Origin of the sequence: Buttiauxella cochleicola (genome assembly GCF_021282405.1) — a bacterium.
GTDB lineage: Bacteria > Pseudomonadota > Gammaproteobacteria > Enterobacterales > Enterobacteriaceae > Buttiauxella > Buttiauxella massiliensis.
This window is the reverse complement of record NZ_JAJSOU010000016.1, coordinates 42744-64529: the sequence shown is the minus strand read 5'-3', so window position 1 is coordinate 64529 and position 21786 is coordinate 42744. Positions and strand designations below refer to the sequence as shown.

The 21786-nt window shown below is 51.7% G+C and carries 21 protein-coding genes; 4 read left to right on the top strand and 17 right to left on the bottom strand.

Annotated elements, in window-relative coordinates; genetic code table 11:
- Window positions 1-157 precede the first annotated feature (157 nt).
- Both sseA and LVQ79_RS18890 read left to right on the top strand, forming a co-directional pair.
- Entirely contained in the window at window positions 158-1009 is an 852-nt protein-coding gene (gene sseA / locus LVQ79_RS18895) for a 3-mercaptopyruvate sulfurtransferase (RefSeq protein ID WP_232866097.1), read from the top strand.
- A complete protein-coding gene (locus LVQ79_RS18890; protein WP_232866095.1) occupies window positions 1009-1782 on the top strand; it encodes a MurR/RpiR family transcriptional regulator in 774 nt (257 codons plus the stop codon). Before sseA ends, LVQ79_RS18890 begins: the two co-directional genes overlap by 1 nt.
- A 4-nt stretch (window positions 1783-1786) precedes the next feature.
- Here LVQ79_RS18890 and sseB read toward each other — a convergent pair whose 3' ends face one another.
- From sseB to trmJ, 11 genes are all read right to left on the bottom strand, one after another.
- Complete coding sequence (gene sseB / locus LVQ79_RS18885) at window positions 1787-2563, bottom strand: enhanced serine sensitivity protein SseB (protein WP_232866093.1); 777 nt, start codon at window positions 2561-2563, stop codon at window positions 1787-1789.
- A 178-nt stretch (window positions 2564-2741) separates the two neighbouring features.
- Window positions 2742-4028, bottom strand: coding sequence for an aminopeptidase PepB (pepB, locus tag LVQ79_RS18880; protein ID WP_232866091.1), 1287 nt, complete (start codon window positions 4026-4028; stop codon window positions 2742-2744).
- A gap of 70 nt (window positions 4029-4098) precedes the next feature.
- Window positions 4099-4299, bottom strand: a complete 201-nt coding sequence (gene iscX / locus LVQ79_RS18875) for a Fe-S cluster assembly protein IscX (RefSeq protein WP_120065263.1) — start codon at window positions 4297-4299, stop codon at window positions 4099-4101.
- A 12-nt stretch (window positions 4300-4311) separates the two neighbouring features.
- Complete coding sequence (gene fdx, locus LVQ79_RS18870; protein ID WP_034459208.1) at window positions 4312-4647, bottom strand: ISC system 2Fe-2S type ferredoxin; 336 nt, start codon at window positions 4645-4647, stop codon at window positions 4312-4314.
- Window position 4648: 1 nt separating this feature from the next.
- Window positions 4649-6499 carry a Fe-S protein assembly chaperone HscA gene (gene hscA / locus LVQ79_RS18865; protein ID WP_232866089.1) on the bottom strand — a complete coding sequence of 617 codons (1851 nt, stop codon included), beginning with the start codon at window positions 6497-6499 and terminating at the stop codon, window positions 4649-4651.
- Between the two features lie 13 nt (window positions 6500-6512).
- Window positions 6513-7028 carry a co-chaperone HscB gene (gene hscB / locus LVQ79_RS18860; protein WP_232866087.1) on the bottom strand — a complete coding sequence of 172 codons (516 nt, stop codon included), beginning with the start codon at window positions 7026-7028 and terminating at the stop codon, window positions 6513-6515.
- Window positions 7029-7093: 65 nt separating this feature from the next.
- Complete coding sequence (gene iscA / locus LVQ79_RS18855; protein WP_064513071.1) at window positions 7094-7417, bottom strand: iron-sulfur cluster assembly protein IscA; 324 nt, start codon at window positions 7415-7417, stop codon at window positions 7094-7096.
- Window positions 7418-7494: 77 nt separating this feature from the next.
- Entirely contained in the window at window positions 7495-7881 is a 387-nt protein-coding gene (gene iscU / locus LVQ79_RS18850) for a Fe-S cluster assembly scaffold IscU (RefSeq protein WP_064513073.1), read from the bottom strand.
- Window positions 7882-7924: 43 nt separating this feature from the next.
- Window positions 7925-9139 (bottom strand): IscS subfamily cysteine desulfurase, encoded by a 1215-nt coding sequence (locus LVQ79_RS18845; RefSeq protein WP_151995804.1) that lies wholly within the window; start codon window positions 9137-9139, stop codon window positions 7925-7927.
- Window positions 9140-9472: 333 nt separating this feature from the next.
- Window positions 9473-9961 (bottom strand): Fe-S cluster assembly transcriptional regulator IscR, encoded by a 489-nt coding sequence (iscR, locus tag LVQ79_RS18840; RefSeq protein WP_232866085.1) that lies wholly within the window; start codon window positions 9959-9961, stop codon window positions 9473-9475.
- 130 nt (window positions 9962-10091) lie between these two features.
- Window positions 10092-10832: a tRNA (cytosine(32)/uridine(32)-2'-O)-methyltransferase TrmJ gene (trmJ, locus tag LVQ79_RS18835; protein WP_064513080.1), complete on the bottom strand. Its 741-nt coding sequence runs from the start codon at window positions 10830-10832 to the stop codon at window positions 10092-10094.
- Window positions 10833-10951: 119 nt separating this feature from the next.
- Between trmJ and suhB the strand changes: the two genes are divergently transcribed.
- On the top strand, window positions 10952-11755 hold the full coding sequence (suhB, locus tag LVQ79_RS18830) for an inositol-1-monophosphatase (protein ID WP_151995806.1): 804 nt from the start codon (window positions 10952-10954) through the stop codon (window positions 11753-11755).
- 36 nt (window positions 11756-11791) lie between these two features.
- Here the strand turns inward: suhB and LVQ79_RS18825 are convergent, their stop codons facing one another.
- Together LVQ79_RS18825 and LVQ79_RS18820 are read right to left on the bottom strand one after the other, a co-directional pair.
- A complete protein-coding gene (locus tag LVQ79_RS18825; protein ID WP_232866083.1) occupies window positions 11792-12775 on the bottom strand; it encodes a nickel/cobalt transporter in 984 nt (327 codons plus the stop codon).
- Window positions 12766-13401: a DUF1007 family protein gene (locus LVQ79_RS18820; RefSeq protein ID WP_232866082.1), complete on the bottom strand. Its 636-nt coding sequence runs from the start codon at window positions 13399-13401 to the stop codon at window positions 12766-12768. Before LVQ79_RS18820 ends, LVQ79_RS18825 begins: the two co-directional genes overlap by 10 nt.
- Window positions 13402-13538: 137 nt before the next feature.
- Between LVQ79_RS18820 and csiE the strand changes: the two genes are divergently transcribed.
- Entirely contained in the window at window positions 13539-14819 is a 1281-nt protein-coding gene (gene csiE, locus LVQ79_RS18815; RefSeq protein WP_232866079.1) for a stationary phase inducible protein CsiE, read from the top strand.
- Here csiE and LVQ79_RS18810 read toward each other — a convergent pair.
- The 4 genes from LVQ79_RS18810 to LVQ79_RS18795 all read right to left on the bottom strand — a co-directional run bounded on the left by LVQ79_RS18810 (window position 14806) and on the right by LVQ79_RS18795 (window position 21688).
- Window positions 14806-15957 (bottom strand): 3-phenylpropionate MFS transporter, encoded by a 1152-nt coding sequence (locus LVQ79_RS18810; RefSeq protein ID WP_232866077.1) that lies wholly within the window; start codon window positions 15955-15957, stop codon window positions 14806-14808. The genes csiE and LVQ79_RS18810 overlap by 14 nt on opposite strands.
- 118 nt (window positions 15958-16075) lie before the next feature.
- Complete coding sequence (locus LVQ79_RS18805; protein ID WP_232866075.1) at window positions 16076-16897, bottom strand: aldose 1-epimerase; 822 nt, start codon at window positions 16895-16897, stop codon at window positions 16076-16078.
- 3 nt (window positions 16898-16900) lie between these two features.
- On the bottom strand, window positions 16901-18340 hold the full coding sequence (locus tag LVQ79_RS18800; RefSeq protein ID WP_232866073.1) for a sugar porter family MFS transporter: 1440 nt from the start codon (window positions 18338-18340) through the stop codon (window positions 16901-16903).
- A 72-nt stretch (window positions 18341-18412) separates the two neighbouring features.
- Window positions 18413-21688: a DUF5107 domain-containing protein gene (locus LVQ79_RS18795; protein ID WP_232866071.1), complete on the bottom strand. Its 3276-nt coding sequence runs from the start codon at window positions 21686-21688 to the stop codon at window positions 18413-18415.
- Window positions 21689-21786: the final 98 nt, after the last annotated feature.

Here is a 21786-nt window from a genome sequence, read left to right as displayed (position 1 = left end):
AGTAAGTGACCGGGGTAAGTGAGCGCAGCCAACACCCCTGCAGCTTGAAGTATGACGGGTATAAATACGAGGCACCTCGCAGCAGTGGACATGGTTGCTTGTCGGTTTGGTGAAAAACACCGACAATCCGATAGTGAATAATCATTCGGAGGCAACCATGTCCACTTCTTTCTTCGTTGCAGGCGACTGGCTCGCAGAACATATTAATGATGAGAATATCCAGATTATTGATGCTCGCATGTTGCCTCCAGGCCAGGAGCATCGGGATATCGCTGGCGAATACCGTGCTGGCCATCTGCCACGCGCGATATTTTTCGATATTGAAGCCCTTTCTGACCACACCAGCCCTCTGCCGCATATGATGCCGCGTGCTGAAGCCTTTGCAGTCGCCATGCGAGAGCTGGGTATCAGTAGTGATAAACATCTGGTTGTTTACGATGAAGGCAACCTGTTCTCCGCACCGCGAGCATGGTGGATGCTGCGTACTTTCGGTGTTGAAAATGTGTCGATTCTTGCAGGCGGCCTGGCCGACTGGCAGCGCGAAGAACTGCCTCTACAGCAGGGTGACGTTAAATTACCGGAAGGTGAATTCGACGTGAATTTCGATCCAATGGTTATTAAGCGCCTGACCGATGTTCTGCTGGTTAGCCATGAAGGCACTGCGCAAATTGTTGATGCCCGCCCTGCTCCACGTTTTAACGCGCAAGTTGACGAGCCGCGCCCCGGCTTACGGCGTGGGCACATTCCTGGTGCTTTCAACGTGCCGTGGAACGATCTGGTTGAAAATGGCCAGTTGAAAACCACCGACGATCTCAATGAAATCTTCACCCGTCAGGGCGTGAGCTTTGAAAAACCGATTATCGCAAGCTGTGGCTCCGGCGTTACCGCCGCAGTTGTGGTGCTGGCGTTAACCACGCTGGGTGTGAATGGCGTTTCACTGTACGACGGTTCGTGGAGCGAATGGGGTGCGCGTTCAGATTTGCCTGTTGAACCGGCTCAATCACAATAATGGATAACCGCCTGGCCGGTCTGCTGGAGCGCGGGGAATCTTTAACCCGCGCTGAATATCGCGTGCTCTCGCATCTGACCAACCACCCGCTGCTGGTGGGGAATATCACGGTGCGGGAACTGGCCCAGGCGACATTTGTTTCCAGCGCGACCATCATGCGCCTGTGCCAAAAGCTAGGGTTTAGCGGTTTTAGCGAGTTTATCTGGCACTGTAAGCAACTACTTTCCAGCACTCCGCATATTGCTAACCAGCCAGCCCAGTCTGCTTCCGCACTGCCGGTTTTATTTGATCAGTTTGTCGATAATTACCGCCAGACATTCCGTTGGGTAACGCCGGAATTAATGGCGCAGTTCGCCGCATTGCTACGTGAAAAAGAGAGCTTCTTTTTGTACGGTGCTGGTTTTTCTTATTTGTTCGCGGAATATCTGACAAAGAAACTTCAGGTGCTGGGAAAAACTGCCTTTATTTCCGGGCCAGGCGATAGCCGGGGAATATTTCTAAGTAATGCCTCGAAGTATCAAGTATTCATCGCCATTTCTCGTAGCGGTGAAACTGAGCAGGTGTTGGATAAGGCGCGAATTGCGCAAAATGTGGGAATGTCGATTGTGGCATTTACGCGAGCTTCGCCAAACAGTTTATCAGGGCTGGCTGACGTGCATTTTGCACTGTACGACGAGGCGATTCACTATGCGGCCGAAGCCGCAGGCATTACGTCTTTTGAGTCGAATCTGGTGATGCTGATTGATTTACTGCTGTTGCAGGCAACAGCATAAACCATCAAATAATGCGGTTGGTTTTGAAATCGCGCAGGAAACTTCCCCAACGGCGTTCGTAGAAAGGTGTGATGTGAGCCATCATAAAGTGGCTAATACCTTTCTCGCCTTCTACGACCTGGCAAACATCAACCGGTTCATCGCCCGGTAAGGTATCGGACGCGACACTTCCCGCCTGGCGAATAATCGCTTCGATTTCCCCTTCTGCTTCAATGCCAATTAGCAGGTTCGGCTGCTCGTCTGCACGTTCTTTAATGGAGCAGATAAACGCACGCTTCACGGTTTTCAGGTTTTTAAACAGCGTAGTCAGGGAGTCGACCATTTGTGCTGGCGGTTCAGCCACTTCGGAAAGCAGCAAAGAAGTCCCGCCATCCAGCACTTCCTGCTGAGTTAAAGGGTCACTTTCATCACTGATTAAATGAGTGATTTCACGCGGGGTAAATTCTTTGCCGGTCGGCAGTTTAGCGTTCAGAAACAGTGTCGCGCCCTGCGTCATTTCAAACAGCGTACGCACGGGCATCACAACAAATGCCTGCTCGTGGCTGATGGCTTGTTGCAGCGCCTCAACAGAAGTGAAGAACGGAATGACTGAGGTGCCATCGTCTTTTTCCCAGTGTTGCAATTCAACGGCACTATCCGCGTCAATGGCCTCGCCTTCAGCGGCGGTTCCCGGTACCCAAACGGTGGATTCCAGTAACACGCGGAAGAATGCCGGGCGATGAGCAGGTTCAGTGGCGGCCTGCTCAAGCAGGGTTTCGAGATCGTTTTTTGCTTCTGACATGGTGGTTCCAGGGGAAAACAGAATGAAAATTTGTTGGGTAGATAAATAGAGTGCTATCCACCGCTCGCTTACCAGCAATATGGTGGATGTCGCTTCGCTAATCCACCCTACAACTGCTTTCATTACCTTCGTAGGTCGGATTAGTGTTAGCGACATCCGACATTAACTTGAGGTAACGTTACTTTCCAGTCAACAGATTCGCAATCGCGCGCACACCAATGCCTGTTGCGCCAGCAGACCACTGCTCAACCGCACCTTTACGGTAAGTAGCAGAGCAGTCAATGTGCAGCCAACCTTCGTGATAGTTTTCCACGAAGTGGGACAAGAACCCGGCAGCCGTGCTCGCACCCGCAGGGAAGGACGCGTTGGAGGTGTTGTTCAGCTCGGCAAAATTAGACGGCAGTTGGTTGCGGTGGAACTCAGCTAGCGGCAAGCGCCAGAATGGCTCGTTTTCTGCCGCAGCGCTTTCCATCAAACGGTTTACCAACCCATCGTCGAAGCTGAACAGCGCGTGATAATCGTTACCCAACGCGGTTTTCGCCGCACCGGTTAAGGTTGCGCAGTCGATGATCAGTTCTGGTTTTTGTGCACAAGCGTCAATCAGGCCATCAGCCAACACCAGGCGGCCTTCCGCATCGGTGTTCATGATCTCAACGGTTTTGCCGTTGCGATATTTAATGATGTCACCCAATTTGAAGGCGTTACCGCTTACCAGGTTATCAGCACAGCACAGGTAGAGTTTCACGCGCTTGTCCAGGCCGCGAGTGATAGCAAACGCCAGTGCACCGGTAATGGTGGCAGCGCCGCCCATATCGGATTTCATGGAATCCATGAACGCGCTTTGCTTCATGCTGTAGCCACCGGAATCGAAGGTGATACCTTTACCGACCAGGCAGGCATAAACCGGTGCATCCGGGTTGCCGGTTGGGTTGTAATCCAGTGCCAGTAGTACTGGTGGGCGCTCCGAACCACGGCCAACAGTATGAATACCCATATAGTTCTGCTCGCGCAGATCTTCGCCTTTGGTGATGCGGTAAGAAACGTTGTCGCAGGCGACATCACACAGCAGGTCAACCGCGCGAGAAGCAAGTTGCTCTGGGCCGAGTTCTTCGGCTGGTGTGTTGATGGTGTGGCGAACCCAATCAATGATTTTCAGGCGGTTATTGAGTTCTTTTTGTTCTTCGTCGTTCAGTACAGCCCAGTCCACTTTACGGGTACCTTTTGGCGCACGGTAACCCTGCCAGAATGCCCAGCTTTTCTCGACATCCCAGCCATCACCCGCCAGCTGGACGTGCTTCAAACCCTGGCCGTCAATTTTACGTGCCGCACGTTGGATTAGCCCCAGGTCATCTTTGCCTGTCAGGTGCAGGGTAATCCCTTCGTCGTTGATGCTATACGCGGCTTTTTCGCCCCAACGCGCATCGGCAGGCGACGTGGATAGCGTGATTTTCATGGCTTCTGACATTTTCTTTTCCTTATACTTTTCAGCTCATGCTTCATAGAAAAACGGGCCGCCAGAGGCAGCCCGTTGATTTTTATTCCGCTTCATCTAACCAGACTAACAGAATAGCTTCCAGAACTTTTTCATTGGATGCGCCTGGCTCGTCGTCAAAATCTTCGAGTTCGCAGATCCACTGATGCATATCGGTAAAACGTACCGTTTTTGGATCAAGATCCGGACGGCTGTCATACAGAGCTTCACCAATTTCGCGGCTATCGGTCCATTTCAGTCCCATAAGCTACTCCTGTTAGTGCTCACGTGCATGGTTGATGGTGTAACGTGGCATTTCAACCACCAGATCTTCATCCGTTACACGCGCCTGGCAGCTTAAGCGGCTTTCAGGTTCGAGACCCCATGCTTTGTCCAGCATGTCGTCTTCGTCTTCCGTGCTTTCAGCAAGGGAGTCGAAACCTTCACGCACCACACAGTGGCAAGTGGTGCAAGCACAGGATTTTTCACAGGCGTGTTCAATCTCGATACCGTTGCGCAGCGCAACATCAAGAATGGTTTCACCGACATTCGCTTCCAAAACTGCGCCATCTGGACACAAATCCTGATGAGGCAGAAAAACAATCTTTGGCATGTTAAACCTCGTCCACGGAGTGGCCTTTCAGCGCCTTACGGATTGATTCATCCATACGACGAGCGGCAAAATCCTGTGTTTGTTTGTCTACGTTTTTAATGGCTTGTTCAATCGCATCAATGTCTTCACCGGCAGCAGCGGCATGGAGTGCCACCATTGCCGCGTCGATATCTGCGCGTTCTGCACCGCTCAACAGCGCAGCATCTGTAGCTAATGCACCCTGCAAACTTTCCAGTACGCGGGCCGCATCGACTTTTTGTTCTGCGAGCATGCGCGCTTTCACGTCATGCTCGGCATAGCTCATGGAGTCCTGAATCATGCTGGCGATTTCGCCATCGCTCAGGCCATAAGAAGGTTTCACCTGGATAGACGCTTCAACGCCGGTGGATTTCTCCATAGCGGTAACACTCAATAAGCCGTCAGCATCAACCTGGAAGGTAACGCGAATATGCGCCCCGCCCGCAGGCATCGCCGGAATACCGCGCAGTGCAAAGCGTGCCAATGAACGGCAATCTTTTACCAGTTCGCGCTCGCCCTGCATCACGTGAATCGACATTGCCGTTTGGCCGTCTTTAAAGGTAGTGAAGTCCTGAGCACGCGCAACCGGAATAGTGGTGTTACGTGGAATGACTTTCTCGACCAGGCCGCCCATGGTTTCGAGGCCGAGCGACAGCGGGATCACATCCAGCAGCAGCATTTCGCTGTCCGGCTTGTTACCCACCAGAATATCCGCCTGGATTGCCGCGCCGATGGCGACGACTTTATCCGGGTCAATGGAGGTCAGCGGCGTGCGACCGAAGAACTCGCCGACACGCTCGCGCACTAATGGCACACGGGTAGAACCGCCAACCATCACCACTTCCAGCACTTCGTCAGCGTCCACGCCTGCGTCTTTCAGCGCACGACGGCAGGCCAGCAAAGTACGTTTTACCAGCGCTGCAATCAGCTCGTTGAACTGCTCGCGAGTGACGGAGCCAGTCCAGCCAGCTACTTCCACTGTGACAGTTTCGGCATCGCTTAAGGCAATTTTGGCGGCAATCGCGGCGTCCAGCAACTGGCGCTGCACACGGTCGTCGCTACGGTCAGCCACGCCGGCTTGCTCACGCAGCCAGTCGGCTAACAGGTGGTCAAAGTCATCGCCGCCCAGCGCAGAATCGCCGCCGGTTGCCATCACCTCAAACACGCCACGGCTTAAGCGCAGAATGGAAATATCAAAGGTACCGCCGCCTAAATCGTAGACCGCGATCACGCCTTCTTTGCCGGAATCCAGGCCGTAAGCGATAGCCGCTGCGGTCGGTTCATTGAGCAGGCGCAGCACATGCAGGCCAGCCAGACGCGCTGCGTCCTTAGTGCCCTGACGTTGTGCATCGTCGAAATAAGCAGGAACGGTAATCACCACGCCATCAAGCTGGCCTTCCAGCGCTTCGGTTGCGCGTGCGGAAAGGGCTTTAAGGATGTCGGATGAAATGCGAATAGGGTTCAGCAGCCCGGCCGGGGTGTCGATCATCGGCAGGCCGTTTTCACTCGCTTTGAATGAATAAGGCAGATGCGGGTAACGCGTCTGGATATCCGCCAGCGAGCGGCCCATCAGACGTTTTACCGAGCTGATGGTGTTTGCCGGGTCAGTTGCGGCTTGCGCACGCGCGTCATATCCAACATTCAGACCTTGTTGCTGATAGTGCACCACAGAAGGTAACAGGTGACGACCTTCATGGTCAGGCAGCGTTTCAGCTTGCCCGCTGCGAACAGTTGCAACCAGTGAATTGGTGGTGCCTAAGTCAATGCCCGCCGCCAGCTTGCGCTGATGAGGTGCCGCACTCAGACCCGGCTCACTAATTTGTAATAACGCCATATTGAGCTTCCAGTTAAAAATCGAGCAGCTTTTCTTCGAGTTGTTCTATTTGGCTGCGCAGTTTATCGAGAAAACGAAGTTTACGCACAGTATCCGCCGCTTGCGTCCACTCCTGGTTGTCCAGTTGCTGTACCATTTGCGCCATGCGGGTTTTCACCATCGCATTCACGTTGGCACTAAAGGATTCCAGGCGGTCGCTGTCTTTGGCGTGCTCGATGTTATCAAGCTCTTCGCGTAATTCGAGTTGTTCCATCAAAAACGCGGTATCGCGCACGGTATGCTGTTCATTCGCCAGATCAAAACCGTTTAATGAAAGGATGTACTCAGCGCGCGGCAGCGGGTGACGCAGCGTTTGCCAGCCCTGATTAATGTTCGCAGATTGTTGCACCGCAAGCAGTTGTTCCGCTTGTGGACGGCTGGTGTATTTATCAGGGTGGAACTGGCGTTGCAGCTCCTGGTAACGGGTAGCCAGCAGCTCTTTGTTGAGGGTGAAGCCTACCGGTAACCCAAAGAGGGTGAAGTAATCCATAACAGACTCAGGGTTAACATGGTGGTAAAGCGTCATACCCCACAGGCGTGGGGTATGAGCTGAAATCAGACGTGGAAGCTTTCGCCGCAGCCGCACTCATCTTTTACGTTCGGGTTAGTAAATTTAAACCCTTCGTTCAGACCTTCTTTCACGAAGTCGAGTTCGGTGCCGTCCAAAAATTGCAGGCTTTTACCATCGACGACCACTTTCACGCCTTTGTCTTCGAACACGGTGTCTTCTGCCATCGGTGCGTCAACAAATTCAAGAACATAAGCCATGCCGGAGCAGCCTGAAGTACGAACGCCCAAACGCAGACCAAATCCTTTACCGCGATTAGCTAAGAAGGCATTCACACGATCGGCAGCGCTGTGGCTAAGGGTAATCGACATACAACAACCTCAATTGATTTTTCTTCATTCTTTAAGCTGCAGCGGCGTTGGCTGCAACTCAAATTATTTTGAAAAGACTATTTAGCTTCACGCTTACTTTTATAATCCGCAATAGCCGCTTTAATCGCGTCTTCTGCCAGGATTGAGCAGTGAATCTTCACCGGTGGCAGTTCGAGTTCTTCTGCAATGTCGGTGTTTTTGATGGCTTGCGCTTCATCCAGAGATTTACCTTTGACCCATTCGGTCACCAGCGAGCTGGAAGCGATGGCAGAGCCACAGCCGTAGGTTTTGAAGCGAGCGTCTTCAATAATACCTTCATTGTTGACTTTGATCTGCAACTTCATCACATCACCACACGCTGGTGCACCCACCATGCCGGAACCGACGTTATCATCGCTATTATCAAAAGAACCAACGTTGCGTGGGTTTTCGTAGTGATCGATTACTTTTTCGCTGTAAGCCATTTTTAGTTTTCCTGAATCCGATATCGACGTTCGAAACGAACGATTAGTGATGAGCCCATTCGATGGAATTAATATCCACGCCCTGCTTAAACATGTCCCACAGTGGAGAAAGTTCGCGCAGACGGCCAATGGACTTACGTACCAGTTCGATGGTGTAGTCGATCTCTTCTTCAGTAGTAAAACGACCCAAAGAGAAACGGATAGAGCTGTGAGCCAGTTCGTCGGTCATGCCCAGTGCGCGCAGCACGTAGGATGGCTCGAGGCTTGCTGATGTACAGGCAGAACCGGAAGAAACCGCGAGGTCCTTCAGAGCCATAATCAGCGACTCGCCTTCAACGTAGTTAAAGCTCACGTTGAGGATAGTTGGCACGCCATTTTCCAGGTCGCCATTCAGATAGACTTCTTCCATATCTTTCACGCCGTTCCACAAACGGTTACGCAGCGTGCGCAGACGGGACATTTCTGTCTCCATCTCTTCTTTCGCGATACGGTAAGCTTCGCCCATACCAGCAATCTGGTGAACAGGCAGAGTACCAGAACGCATACCGCGCTCGTGACCGCCACCGTGTACCTGAGCTTCGATACGAATACGTGGTTTACGGCGAACATACAGCGCGCCGATGCCTTTAGGGCCATAAATTTTGTGACCAGAGAACGACATCAGGTCAACTTTCAAGGTGCTCAAGTCGATAGGCAGCTTGCCCACGCTCTGAGTCGCATCCACGTGATAGATAATGCCACGCGCGCGGCACATTTCGCCGATTGCCGCGATATCTTGCACCACGCCGATTTCGTTATTCACGTGCATGATAGAAACCAGAATGGTGTCGTCACGCATCGCCGCTTCCAGCACGTTCAGGTCAACGATACCGTTGCTCTGTGGTGCTAAGTAAGTCACTTCAAAACCTTCACGCTCAAGCTGGCGACAAGTGTCCAGCACAGCTTTGTGTTCGGTTTTAACGGTGATGATGTGCTTGCCTTTCTTCTGATAGAAGTTAGCCGCACCTTTGATAGCGAGGTTATCAGATTCAGTTGCACCGGAGGTAAAGACGATTTCACGCGGGTCTGCACCAACCAGTTCAGCGATTTGGTTACGGGCGATATCTACAGCTTCTTCTGCCTGCCAACCGAAACGGTGAGAACGAGAAGCCGGGTTACCGAAGGTTCCGTCCATAGTCAAAAACTGCATCATTTTCTGCGCAACACGCGGGTCAACCGGCGTAGTCGCAGAGTAATCGAGATAAATCGGTAATTTCATTGCTCTTAAGCTCCGTACATCACTTCAATTCAAAATCCCCTTCATCTTTCAAGTTACAGATGCGTTGGCTGCTCTCATTCACCCGAATCACTTAGTTTACTAAGCTCATCGGGACTCATTCGTTTGCCGCCTTCCTGCAACTTGAAATATTTTGGGAATTGCCGTTCTTTAAGAAACGACAAGCATTCTAAAATTCTATTTTATCTTTACCCTAAATAGTTCGTGTTGCAGCAAGGCGGCAAACTTGAGAGTCCCCAGGAGCTTACATCAAGTAAGTGACTGGGGTGAACAAGTGCGGCCAACATAGTTGCAACCCGAAATATGACGGGTAAATTAGGCGCGCAGTTTGACGTCGATTGCGTCTTGAGCGCGCGTACTACGATGGTTTTCATTTTGCTGACGGCCAGAGACGTCCAACACTTCCTGGTTATTCACCAGTTCACCCAAGGTGATGTTATTCAGAAAACCGGTCAGACGATCGCTCAGGTCGCGCCACAGCGCGTGAGTCAGGCACTTATCGCCACCCTGACAACCGCCTTTGCCCGCGCAACGCGTGGCATCAACAGATTCATCTACAGCACTGATAACTTCGCCAACTGCGATGCTATTTGCTTCTTTACCCAGCAGATAACCACCGCCTGGACCACGTACGCTGGCAACCAGGCCATTTTTACGCAGACGGGAGAATAACTGCTCCAGGTAGGAGAGAGAGATTCCCTGACGTTCAGAAATATCAGCCAACGGTACCGGGCCTGATTCGGAGTTCAACGCAACGTCAAGCATTGCGGTCACGGCATAACGTCCTTTCGATGTCAGTCTCATGTCTTACTTAACCTCAAATCGCCCCTCGAACCGGGGGTTTTTTATAAATGTGATTGTCACATAGCAGGTCGCAAGTCTGACATTCCCGAGTAAATTGGTCAACTATTTAACCTAGTAATTTACTCAAGTATTATTTGCCGGATTTTTTCTCGTTATCAATAGAAGAAAGCATGCCGCGCAGAATGTTAAGTTCTTGAGTTTCCGGGCGTGCGCGGTTATACAAGCGGCGTAATTTGCTCATAATCTGGCCCGGATGGCTGGTGCGAATAAAGCCGGTTTTCAGCAATACTTGCTCCAGGTGAACGTAAAAACGCTCGAGATCGTCAGCCGATGGATACTGAGTCTGGTCTTCAACAACGACAGCTTCTTTGCCTTCTTCTTGTGTAGCAAGCCAGGCGATGCGCACTTCATAAGCGAGGATTTGTACCGCCATCGCCAGGTTCAGTGAACTGTATTCCGGGTTAGCCTGAATCGCGACGTGATAATGGCATTTCTGCAATTCGTCATTGGTCAAACCAACACGTTCACGGCCAAACACAATCGCCACTGGCGCATCTTGCGCTTCAGAAATGGTCTTTAGACCACATTCGCGTGGGTCGAGCATCGGCCATGGCAGCGTGCGTGAACGAGCGCTCGTTCCTACCACCAGACTACAACCCGCCAGGGCTTCGTCGAGGGTATCAACAATTTTCGCTTCGCCAATAACATCACTGGCACCCGCAGCGAGCGCGATTGCCTGAGAGTCAGGTTTCACCAGTGGATTAACCAACCACAGATTTGTCAGCCCCATGGTTTTCATTGCACGGGCTACGGAGCCCATGTTGCCGGTGTGGGAGGTTTCAACCAGCACTATACGTACGTTTTGCAGCATCGTTGACTCATAGCCTGAAAAGATTATCGCGATATCCTATCATAACCCTGGGACATATTCCGAACGCTCTGCTATACTCCGCCGCGTTTTCCCGTTCTTTAACATCCAGAGAGAGACCGATGCATCCGATGCTCACCATCGCCGTGCGCGCAGCGCGCAAGGCGGGCAATTTAATTGTCAAGAACTACGAAACCCCTGACGCTGTAGAAGCGAGTCAAAAAGGGAGTAACGATTTTGTGACTAACGTAGATAGAGACGCCGAGCGTCTGATTATCGAAATTATCCGCAAATCCTACCCGCAACACACCATTATCGCTGAAGAATCAGGCGAACTGGCGGGTACCGAGCAGGATGTGCAATGGGTTATCGATCCTCTGGATGGCACTTCAAACTTCATCAAACGTTTGCCACACTTCTCTGTATCTATCGCTGTCCGTGTTAAGGGCCGCACCGAAGTTGCTGTTGTTTATGACCCAATGCGTAATGAGCTGTTCACAGCTGTTCGTGGTCAAGGCGCACAGCTGAACGGTTACCGTCTGCGCGGCAGCAATGCACGCGACCTCGATGGCACCATTCTGGCAACTGGCTTCCCGTTCAAACTGAAGCAACACGCTACTCCTTATATGAACATCATGACCAAACTGTTCACGCAGTGTGCTGACTTCCGTCGCACCGGTTCTGCTGCTCTGGATCTGGCATACGTTGCGGCTGGCCGTGTTGATGGTTTCTTCGAGATTGGCCTGAAGCCTTGGGATTTCGCAGCAGGTGAACTGATTGCTCGCGAATCTGGTAGCCTGGTATGTGATTTCACCGGCGGCCACAACTACCTGACCAGCGGCAACATCGTTGCAGGTAACCCACGTGTTGTTAAAGCGATGCTGGCAACAATGCGTGATGAACTGAGCGAAGCGCTGAAGCGTTAATCTCGGAAAATGCCTTCCCGTCGGGAAGGCATTCAATTAAAACGGTCGTATCCCTCGCATTACCGGTTGAGCACTCAGCCACATCACCACTGCTGCTAATACTAAAATTCCACCACCTGCAAATGCCAGTGTCGCCCAGGCGACTTGCCGCCATAAAACGGGTGCTTTATTCCCGCTAATGCGTACCGCAAGCTGACGGAAACCGTGGACTAAAAAAGCCAGGCCAGAAATGGTAATAGATGTACCTGCAGCCATCGCAAGCGTCGACAACACTCCCCAGCTATACACGCCAATCACTTTGCTAAACAGCAGCACCATAATTGCCCCAGAGCATGGGCGCATACCCATGGATAAAACAATCATCATTCGGGCACGCCAGTCTTCTCCTGCTGCAAGCTGTTCCTGCGTGGGTAAATGCTGATGGCCACAACCACATTTTTCATCATGTACATGATGAGGCGTGAATGAAGTGAAACGCTTCGGTTTTCGCAGCACACGTTGCAATTTACCCAGGGCTCGACCGCACAACATCACACCTAAAACACCCACCAGCAAATAGCTTCCCTTCTCGAGCCAAAAACTGCTCATGTGCAATTGGCGCGAAGGCAGAGCCAAAATCCCCAGCACTACCGTTACCAACCCAATCGCCACCACTCCTTGCAATAAAGATGCTGCAAACGTCAATTTAAGGCTGCTTTTCAGGCGCGAAGGATGTGTCGCAAGCCAGGTCGTAATAACTATTTTCCCATGGCCTGGCCCCAATGCGTGAAGCACACCGTAAACAAAACTAAATGACAGCAATGACCAACCCGCCCGGGTAGGGTTCTCGGCAACCTCACGCAGGAGGGTGCTCATTTGTTGGTTAATCGATTTCTGCCACATCGCACTTTCAATGAGGATTTGCGGCCAGTAATGCCACAAGCTGTAAAGTGCTCCTGCGCAAACCAGCAGGAAAAATGCCAGCGGCCACAGGTGAAGCCAACGGCGTGAATGGGGTTTAGCTGAAGGCATTACTGACATTGCAATATCACCTGTTGAGCAAACTGTTTACCCAGTTCCATATCTTCGGGAGGGGCATCGGCTTTATCCAGCGATTGTGCGAAGGCCAGCGTATCTTCGTTCGGCTGCGGGGTTTTCACTGAGATTTTGCAAAGTGAGGCTAATGTTTTCGGCAATTTGGCATCACTGGAGTTGTCGTAACTCATATCAACAAAATAGGTCGGGTCGAACGTCGCAAACTGATACGTCTGCCCCTTCAATGGCTGCGGATGTGCAAGGGGTAAAACAAAGGTCAATACTGCCTGGTGCCCTACCCGTGCAAGGCCATACTCTGGTGGCAGGTTATTAAAGGTCACTTTTTTACCGTTATGCCAGAATTCGGTGAAGTAATGCTGGCCTAAAACATTGGCCATGACTTCGGCTGCCAACTTCTTCCACACTGGCGAGTCCGGTTTGGCATTCCCTGCGTCATACAGTAGATCTGCTGAAGTGATTTCATCCATCGTCCACTGCATTTTAAGACCAGTAAGCTGGTCATTTTCGGTCATCACCGTCGTCACAAGGGTGATAAAACTATGTGGATGTGCCAAAGCCACTGGGCTAAAAAGCACGCTATTTAAGGCGAAAAACGCAATTCTGTTACACATTTTCCTGCTCATTATTCTCTCAAGCTTAAAATTCTGTGAGCCAGTCAGAATTACGTAATTAAAAAGCTCAAATGTGACTCTCTACGACAAAAGGTTTAGCTACTCTTAGCATTAATTACTTTGACTCGGTTATGCGGATGATGACACTGCTCTCCCCACCACCATCTGTACTCTCCAGTCCGCAGCGCCGCTGCCACCTGCTTTTGTTGCTATACATACCGGGCCAAACCGTCACTCCTGAGATCCTCGCAAGACTCAACGGGGTCGATGACACCAAAGCCCTGCAAGATATAGCCGACACGGGTGATGAAATCCAGCGCTATCACCGGCTGAGACTTATCACGCAACAGGATGGTAGCTATCGGATTGAGGGCACGCCTTTAGACCGCCGTCTGTGCTTATTGCATTGGCTACGCCGTGCATTGCGTTTGTGCCCACACTTTGTGCAGCAGCATTTTACCCCGGCGCTCAAAATACAGCTTAAACAGCAAGGAATTCTGACCGCGTTATATGACGAGAAGAACCTCCAGGCGCTGATCGGGCTTTGCGCACGACGCTTGCAAAGGCAATTTGATAGCCGTGATGTGCAATTTTTAACACTGTTTTTGCAGTACTGCTTGCACCAGCACCATGCCGGGATCACGCCAGAATTCACCGAGCAGCAACGCGCGTGGACACAAATTCGCCCGGAGTTTGTGGCGGCACTTGAGATTGCCCGCCATTGGAAGCGTCGCGTGCTGCAATCAGCCAACGAAAACGAGCAATTATTCCTGGCCCTATTATTCCAGTTACTACGTACTCCCGACCCGATTCGTGACAATCATGAGCAAGATTTACGCTTACGCTCGGCCATTTTCGGAATGATTGCGCGCTTTCGCGAGCTGGCGGGTATGTCCTTTAGCGATGAACAAGGCCTGAGCGACCAGCTCTACATCCATCTTGCTCAGGCATTGGATCGTTGCCAGTTCGGTATTGGGATTGATAACAGCCTACCGGAAGAAATAACTCGTCTTTACCCACGCCTGATGCGCACCACACGTGAAGCGTTCAATGATTTTGAAAACCATTTTGAAATGCGTTTTTCAGATGAAGAAGTGGGACTGGTGGCGGTGATCTTCGGAGCGTGGCTGATGCAGGAAAATGATCTGCATGAAAAGCAGGTTTTGCTGCTCACTGGCAACAACATTGAACTTGAACAGAGTATTGAACAGCAGCTGCGCGAGCTCACGTTACTGCCGCTCAATATTAAACATCTGACGATTCACAGCTATCAAAAAGAGGGAGCGCCGAAAGAAGTGGTGTTGGTGATTACACCCTACTCCACCACTTTGCCACTTTACTCACCGCCACTGATTCACGTAACGCTGCCGCTGGGTGAACACCAGCAGCAGCAGATCCGTAAGATTATTGAGTGTTAACGCAATATGAGATGGGACGTGGCCGAATGAACAATGCAGGAACGGCCACCAACGCCATAATCCAGAACACCCCACCCTGCATATGCTGGTAAAGGTAGCCGGAGAACATCGTCATAATGGCAATACCACCACCCATTGCTACCGCTGAATAGACGGCCTGCAAACGGATGACTTCATTACCCTCGCGAGCCGAGATATAACGCATCGCCGCCAGGTGGCAAACAGTGAAGCTGCCGCAGTGAAGGATTTGCGCAGCAATCAGCCACGGCAAATCGGTCGTATACGCCATCAGACTCCAGCGCAGTATTCCAGTCACACCAGAAAGCAGCAGCAAGTCACGCGCACTCCAGTTACGGAACAGCTTGTTGCTCAGAGCAAAAATCACAATTTCCGCGACCACGCCCAGCGACCATAAATAGCCGACAACCGAGGCGGAATATCCCGCGCCCTGCCAGTAAATCGCACTGAATCCGTAGTAAGCCGCGTGTGCGCCTTGAAGTAATGTCACGCAGGCCAGGAATCGCCATGAACCGAGCACCAGTTTCTTCCACGCAGGCCAACCCGCACCTTCTTTATGGCGAGTTTCACCTTGCGGCATCACGGATGGGCGCAGCATCATGCCGATTAACATCGACGCGACACCAATACTCAGCAGCACCAGAATTGCCTGGTAGCTATACATGCTCACCAGCTTGCCCGTCATGGCGGAGCCAATCACAAACGCCAGCGATCCCCACAGGCGCACACGACCATAATCCATGGTGATTTGACGCTGCCAGGTTCCGGCCAACGCATCGGTAAGCGGCACCAGCGGTGAGAAGAACAGGTTAAAACCGACCATCACAATCAACAGCCAGGTGGCGGTTTGCCCAAACCAGAATGCGACGGCGAAAAGTAATGTGAGTAAGGCGAGGATTCTGAGTGCAAAGACAAGTCGGGAGGGGTCGGTAACTCGAGGTGCCAGCAGCAAGCTGCCGAGGAAACGGGCGATTAATCCTGCCCCTAATAACAGCCCGATGGTTTCAGGCGGTAGTCCTACTCCAGCGAGCCATACGCTCCAGAATGGTAAGAAAATCCCGTAGCTAAAGAAGTAGGTAAAATAACTGAGCGCCAGCCAGCGCGTTGAATGCAAAACCATGATCCCTCCCGTTTTGGAGGCGTTAGTGTGTCCGAGCACTGGCTGGCATGCAAGCAATCATTAACAGACTAATAACACGTTGAAATAGTATGGTCATCCGACACAAAACTGCCGCTCACTACAAAACAACGACTTCCATCTGCAACCGTGTCGTCTCCCCTTGCCTCAACAACACCAAACCCGGCTGCCCGGCCATATTATGGGCATTCACCGGGTGGCTTTGTGGCTCAAGGCAAATAAATGGTTCGTCTGCCATACGGAACACCATCAAGTACGGCGTGGAACATTTTAGCTGCACAAGCAGGTCACCAGATTCAATCAACGCCAAACCGTTCCAACCGGAATAGCCAACATTCAGCCAGTGGTTGTCCGGAATTTTCGCCGTGATGAAATTGGTTTGTGCCGTCAGTTGGTCACTCCACTCAAGAGGTAAGTGACTCTCTCCTTCAGGCCAGAAGCCCGTTGCTCCAAACTGCACGTGTGTCGTGGGTGTGAGATGGAAAAAGGGATGAAAACCCAGCCCATAAACCATCGGCTTACTTCCCCGGTGAGTGAGTTGAAGCTCCGCGATAAAACATTTATCTTCCAGCCGGTAAACCAGCCGCGCGTGATAATCAAACCCGCACTCATGCTGACTATCCAGCGTTAAAACAATCTGCTGACTATCCTCGGTTTCGACCTGCCAGCTTTTCAGCCAGCCATCCCCATGGAGAAAAAATTGTTCATCGACCGGACTTTTCGGCAGTGTGACCATTTCTCCGTGTAGCCGAAAGCAATTCCCGGCGACTCGGTTTGCCAGCGGCAGCATCGGGAATAATGCATTTTCAGCTGTATAAAGAATCGGTTCCTGGTGCTTTAGCGAGTCCAGGCTGAGGATTGCCGCCCCTTGCGGGGCGACGGCTAAACGTAAGTGTTCATTTTCGAGTTTCAGACTTTCCATAACTCAGTGCGCCGCTCTTTCAGCACGCACTTTTGCCGCTGCACCGTATTGGTCTGCCATACGTTTTTCCAGCGCTTCCAGGCTCACGCCTTTAGTTTCCGGAACATAACGGCGCACATAGACAAAGCCTGCCGCACAAATCACGCCATATAACAGGAAACTACCCGCAGCCCCGAGACTGGCGTTCAATAACGGGAAGGTATACGTCAGCAAGAAACAGGCAACCCATAACGCCAGGGTGCCTAAGGACATCGCCAGACCACGCACACGGTTAGGGAAAATTTCTGATAGCAGAACCCAGGTAACAGGTGCCAATGTCAGAGCATAAATCGCAATCGCCGCCAGAACGAGGATCAACACCGGCAGCCCCATAATACCGAGACCATATGCTGCACCAATTAATGCATAGATGATGGTCAAACCCGCAGCACCAAACAGCATCAGCTTGCGGCGGCCAATTTTGTCCACCAGCGGCAGTGCGGCGAGGGTGAAGATCAGGTTAATCAAACCCGTCGCGACTATGGATTTCAGCGTGCTGTTGATATCAAAACCTGCGGAGGCAAAAATCTCCTGCGCATAGTTAAATATCACGTTAATCCCGCACCACTGCTGGAACACAGCCAGCACCATACCGATGATAATGATCGGCTTGACCTGCGGCTGCCACAGCGCACTCCAGGAGACTTTTTGCGTGTCATTGTTCAGCGTTTGCAAAATATCATTCAGGGTGTCGTCGGCGTATTTCTGGTTACCGATGCGTTTAAGCATCTGGTGAGCGCGTTCATTTTTCCCGGCACGTGCCAGCCAGCGTGGCGATTCAGGGACAAAGAACATCAGCACTAAAAACGCCAGCGCCGGAACCAGTTCTGCACCAAACATCCAGCGCCAGCCCACCTGCCCGTTCCAGCTTTCAGTAATTTGCTGCATGGTCGCCGCGGTACCAACCGGTTCGGCAATCAATAGATTAATAAGCTGTGCTGCCAGTACGCCAATCACAATGGTTAGCTGGTTGATAGCAACAAACTTGCCGCGTTTTTCAGCCGGGCTCACTTCCGCGATATACATCGGGCTTAATGCTGATGCGAGACCAATCCCCACGCCACCGACGATGCGATAAACCACAAACATATCGAAGTTACTGGCCATCGCCGTACCCCAGGCCGATGCAGTAAACAGTATCGCCGACATGATAAGCGGTGTTTTGCGCCCGAACCGGTCTGCACACCAGCCGGAAATCAGCGCGCCGAAAATACAACCTACCAATGCGGAACTCATCGCCCAGCCGGACTGAGCGGGATCGGTTATTGAAAAGTAAGCTTCGTAGAAGGGTTTAGCACCACCAATTACCACCCAGTCATATCCGAATAGCAAACCGCCACAGGCGGCCACCAGACAGATAGTCCATACATACCCCATGCGTAGTTGTGTCTGCACAGTTTTCATTGTTATTCCTCACTTTGTAGAGATACAGAGGAGGCGGGATTTATCTCCCGCCGTTTATTGTTATTTCAGCGCTCAGGCAAAGACGCCGCGCTGCATTGCCAAATGCAGCAAGTGCGCTTTGTCGTGTGCCGGGTTTTGTGACAGTAAAGCTTTCAATGCTGCTTCGAACTCGGAGTGTTCCCCCAATCCCAGATGCCCAAGGGCTGCGACAAACAGGCAGTGTTGCTGGTGTGCAGTCTGACGATCACCATCCAGCGCGACCAAATCTGGCAGCGATACGGCGAAGAAATCGGGTTCAGACGGGTCGTTAAAGTGCGTATCAGCCCAGGTAATAAAGCTACGGAATTGCTGTTGAGCCTGCTCTTTGTCACCTGTGCGCACCAGCGCCATCGCCTGGTAGAACAGGTAATCGACGGGTTGGTCGTTGTAGTAACGTCCGGCTTCCAGAGTGGAGCCCCCTTCCAGCGCACGTTCAAAATAAAGCTGAGCACGCTCCGGCTGCTGGAGTTGCTGTGCACACCAGCCGAGCAGATACCAAATATCGTTATCGCTCTGGCCAACTAAACGCCCCTCACCTAAGTTCTCCGGGTAACTGAGCGCTTGCTGAAGTAACTCTTCTGCTTCGCCAAACTGTTTATTGGCAATGCACTCCAGCGCACGGTATTGCAGGTTAATCAGATACTGCCCGGTGATTTTGCCTTCACCACCTTCCCAAGGATGGAACTTTCTCCGTGCCAGGACTTGCGCCGCCGCATCAGTTTCACCGTGAATATTCCACAAGCTCAACAATTCAGCGGTGAGGTCGTCGCGTTTAAGTACCACATCACGACGAGCTGCGAGATTCGCCAAACGCGTCTCGGTAGCGCGCCCGTTAAGTTTTTGCAGATAATCGAGTTCAAACAGGAAGCGGGCGTTATCGGGCTCAAGTTCAACCGCTCGTTGCAGATAGCTTTCGGCGAGCCTTAAATCGTGTGTTTTATTCCAGGCATGAATCCCCAACACACGCTGTACTGCAGCAAACTCGGGAAGTTGTTGCGCGGCAAATTGCCAACAGGCAACCGCCTCGTTATACCGGCGTTTGCTGTACCAGAAACAGCCGAGCAGGTATTGCGCAAAACCGTCGTGTGGCAGTCGTTGCAGCATTTGCACTTCATCCAGGGTATTTGGGAAGCGCACTTTACGAGCAAAGCGTTCCTGCGCCTGCTGCACAAACGCATGTTGCAGGGCGTGGTCAGTTTCAAGAGAAGCTCGCCATAACAGCGGCATCGCTTCTTGCGAATCGAGCACTTTGAGTAGATCTTTCGCCGCCGAGTCTTTACCAATACTCACCAACCAGCCAGCTAACACACATGCGTTCACGCCGCGTTTGCCAGTGACACGCAGCAGTTCGGCGCGGTCCGTTTCACTTTGCGTGATGGTCCAGCGAGCGTAGTGCAGAACATAGCTCAGCGGGTATTCCTCAAGCTGCTGCGCAATCCAGTCGAGTGCTTTTTGTGATTCACACGTTTGATGCAGTGCCAACGCTTTCAGCCCCATCGCCAGGTTATTGCTGGCATTAAATTTCAGACTTTGGTTTACCAAAGTCAGTGCCTGAGAAGCCTCCTCCTTACGCAGCGCCAGACGTGCCAGCGCGTAGAATGCTGCATCGCGGCAGTTGCCACTCCAGCTTGCTTTGAAATAATCATCAAATGCGCCATCGAGCTCGCCCTGCTTCTCTTTGGCAGCACCGCGCAACATACTTGCGTCACCGTTTTGCGGGTTCTTATTCAGACGATGTGCGCGTTTCAATGCCGCATCTGCGTACTGTTCAGCAAGTTCCCAGTTGCCACGGTTAAATTCAAGCTGGCCGAGCGCCACGTTGCAGCGGTAATCCTCGGGATCTAATGCCAGCGCTCGCTGGTAATAATCTAATGCTGAACGACTGGCATGGAGGTATTGCTCCAAATGTTGTCCGATAAAATACAGCTCATCACAATTGGTGATGTCATGCGGTTTAGCGGGCACGCTTGCTGGTTGTGGAAGTGGTAAATCTTCAGGGACATGTTCGCAATAGCTGAGAATGAGTGAGCCCTGCGCATCACGCAGATTGAGCGTCAGGCGCTGCGGCCAGGTGTCGTTGACCGTTTCTTGCCACGCCTGCGCCGGTTGCAGAGAAAGCGTGGTTTTCCACAGTGTGTTTCCTGCCGATTCAACTTCCAGCGTCACACCAACCAACGGCGCAATGGCGTACACGCCGAGATGTAGTTCACCGTTGAGACGTTCGAGTTTTATCGCCACCTGAGTGTTGGCATTTTGCAAAGTGCCAAGTTGGCTGTATGGCAGGAAGTTTTGGACGAAGACTTTTTCTTCGTAAGGGGCAATCCAGGTGAAATCGGGCTGATTATCGGTAAACACACCGGTCATCAACTCAATATAAGGACCATTTTCATCGGTTAGATTACGGTCCCAGGCCTGGCCGAAATCACAGTTTCCCCATGACCATTGTTTCTTACCCGGTGAAACATGGTGGTCCGCAATATGTAATAAACCGCCCTGCTCGCCATGATGGTAGGCGCCAACAAAATCGTAATCTGATTTATCCGCCATATACGAGGTTGGTACCGGGATATTTTTGTAGCGCGAGATATCCACGCCTGCGGAATAATCAACTTTGTAGTAAGTGCCGTGGGCCATCGGGAAAGCGGAAACATCGCGTTTACCGTGATCGAATACCGCCGTGACATCGGGCGGGAATACGCTTTGGTGATCATCACCGCCTTTTACCGCGGGGTTCGCCCACCACAGGAAATGACGCGGCGTGGCGTTGCCATTGAATACTTTTCCGGTAATTTCAATCAGCGCTTTTTCTGGATATAGCGTAAAGCCGGTCATCACTTGTAGGCCGCGCATTGGCTCAACTTCACCGAGCCAGACGGTTTGCGCACCGTTTTCATGTTTCTGGAAAGTCACATCTACCGGCATAAACGTGGTTGGCCGATGGTGCTGCGGCCAGTTAAATTCGATACCACCGGAAATCCACGGCCCGACCAGTCCAACCAAAGCTGGTTTCACCACTTCGTTGTAGTAAACAAAGTCGCGCTCCATCACTTTGTCGTAGGCGCGATGAATACGGCCTCCCAGCTCAGGCAATAACATTACGCGGATAAAGTCGTTCTCAATCCACACCGCGTTGTAATCACGCATCTCGCGATTGCCAGTAAGTGTGTCAATAACACCGTAAGGATAAACAGCACCTGAAGATCCCTGATAGACACGGTTCTCCAGAAACATAGGATTCGGGTCTTCCGCACCGGTAGTCCAGGTGGGTAAAGCAATCGTCTCTTGCCAGACGCTAACGGCTCCGTACATTTCGCCTCTCCAGTAAACAAATAACAGTGAAATACGTTATGTTTGCAGTGTAGAGAACTCATTACGGCTTAGAGCGCTTAATGCTCACACAATAAAGT

What these genes read in the sequence shown, in the direction of transcription:
- LVQ79_RS18890 (WP_232866095.1), top strand. Translation starts at nt 1,009, where the DNA reads ATGGATAACCGCCTGGCCGGTCTGCTGGAGCGCGGGGAATCTTTAACC.
- LVQ79_RS18825 (WP_232866083.1), bottom strand. Translation starts at nt 12,775, where the DNA reads ATGTCAGTAATGCCTTCAGCTAAACCCCATTCACGCCGTTGGCTTCAC.
- iscX (WP_120065263.1), bottom strand. Translation starts at nt 4,299, where the DNA reads ATGGGACTGAAATGGACCGATAGCCGCGAAATTGGTGAAGCTCTGTAT.
- LVQ79_RS18805 (WP_232866075.1), bottom strand. Translation starts at nt 16,897, where the DNA reads ATGGAAAGTCTGAAACTCGAAAATGAACACTTACGTTTAGCCGTCGCC.
- sseA (WP_232866097.1), top strand. Translation starts at nt 158, where the DNA reads ATGTCCACTTCTTTCTTCGTTGCAGGCGACTGGCTCGCAGAACATATT.
- iscA (WP_064513071.1), bottom strand. Translation starts at nt 7,417, where the DNA reads ATGTCGATTACCCTTAGCCACAGCGCTGCCGATCGTGTGAATGCCTTC.
- LVQ79_RS18800 (WP_232866073.1), bottom strand. Translation starts at nt 18,340, where the DNA reads ATGAAAACTGTGCAGACACAACTACGCATGGGGTATGTATGGACTATC.
- LVQ79_RS18820 (WP_232866082.1), bottom strand. Translation starts at nt 13,401, where the DNA reads ATGTGTAACAGAATTGCGTTTTTCGCCTTAAATAGCGTGCTTTTTAGC.
- pepB (WP_232866091.1), bottom strand. Translation starts at nt 4,028, where the DNA reads ATGTCAGAAGCCATGAAAATCACGCTATCCACGTCGCCTGCCGATGCG.
- fdx (WP_034459208.1), bottom strand. Translation starts at nt 4,647, where the DNA reads ATGCCAAAGATTGTTTTTCTGCCTCATCAGGATTTGTGTCCAGATGGC.
- csiE (WP_232866079.1), top strand. Translation starts at nt 13,539, where the DNA reads ATGATGACACTGCTCTCCCCACCACCATCTGTACTCTCCAGTCCGCAG.
- trmJ (WP_064513080.1), bottom strand. Translation starts at nt 10,832, where the DNA reads ATGCTGCAAAACGTACGTATAGTGCTGGTTGAAACCTCCCACACCGGC.
- suhB (WP_151995806.1), top strand. Translation starts at nt 10,952, where the DNA reads ATGCATCCGATGCTCACCATCGCCGTGCGCGCAGCGCGCAAGGCGGGC.
- iscR (WP_232866085.1), bottom strand. Translation starts at nt 9,961, where the DNA reads ATGAGACTGACATCGAAAGGACGTTATGCCGTGACCGCAATGCTTGAC.
- sseB (WP_232866093.1), bottom strand. Translation starts at nt 2,563, where the DNA reads ATGTCAGAAGCAAAAAACGATCTCGAAACCCTGCTTGAGCAGGCCGCC.
- iscU (WP_064513073.1), bottom strand. Translation starts at nt 7,881, where the DNA reads ATGGCTTACAGCGAAAAAGTAATCGATCACTACGAAAACCCACGCAAC.
- LVQ79_RS18810 (WP_232866077.1), bottom strand. Translation starts at nt 15,957, where the DNA reads ATGGTTTTGCATTCAACGCGCTGGCTGGCGCTCAGTTATTTTACCTAC.
- LVQ79_RS18845 (WP_151995804.1), bottom strand. Translation starts at nt 9,139, where the DNA reads ATGAAATTACCGATTTATCTCGATTACTCTGCGACTACGCCGGTTGAC.
- LVQ79_RS18795 (WP_232866071.1), bottom strand. Translation starts at nt 21,688, where the DNA reads ATGTACGGAGCCGTTAGCGTCTGGCAAGAGACGATTGCTTTACCCACC.
- hscA (WP_232866089.1), bottom strand. Translation starts at nt 6,499, where the DNA reads ATGGCGTTATTACAAATTAGTGAGCCGGGTCTGAGTGCGGCACCTCAT.
- hscB (WP_232866087.1), bottom strand. Translation starts at nt 7,028, where the DNA reads ATGGATTACTTCACCCTCTTTGGGTTACCGGTAGGCTTCACCCTCAAC.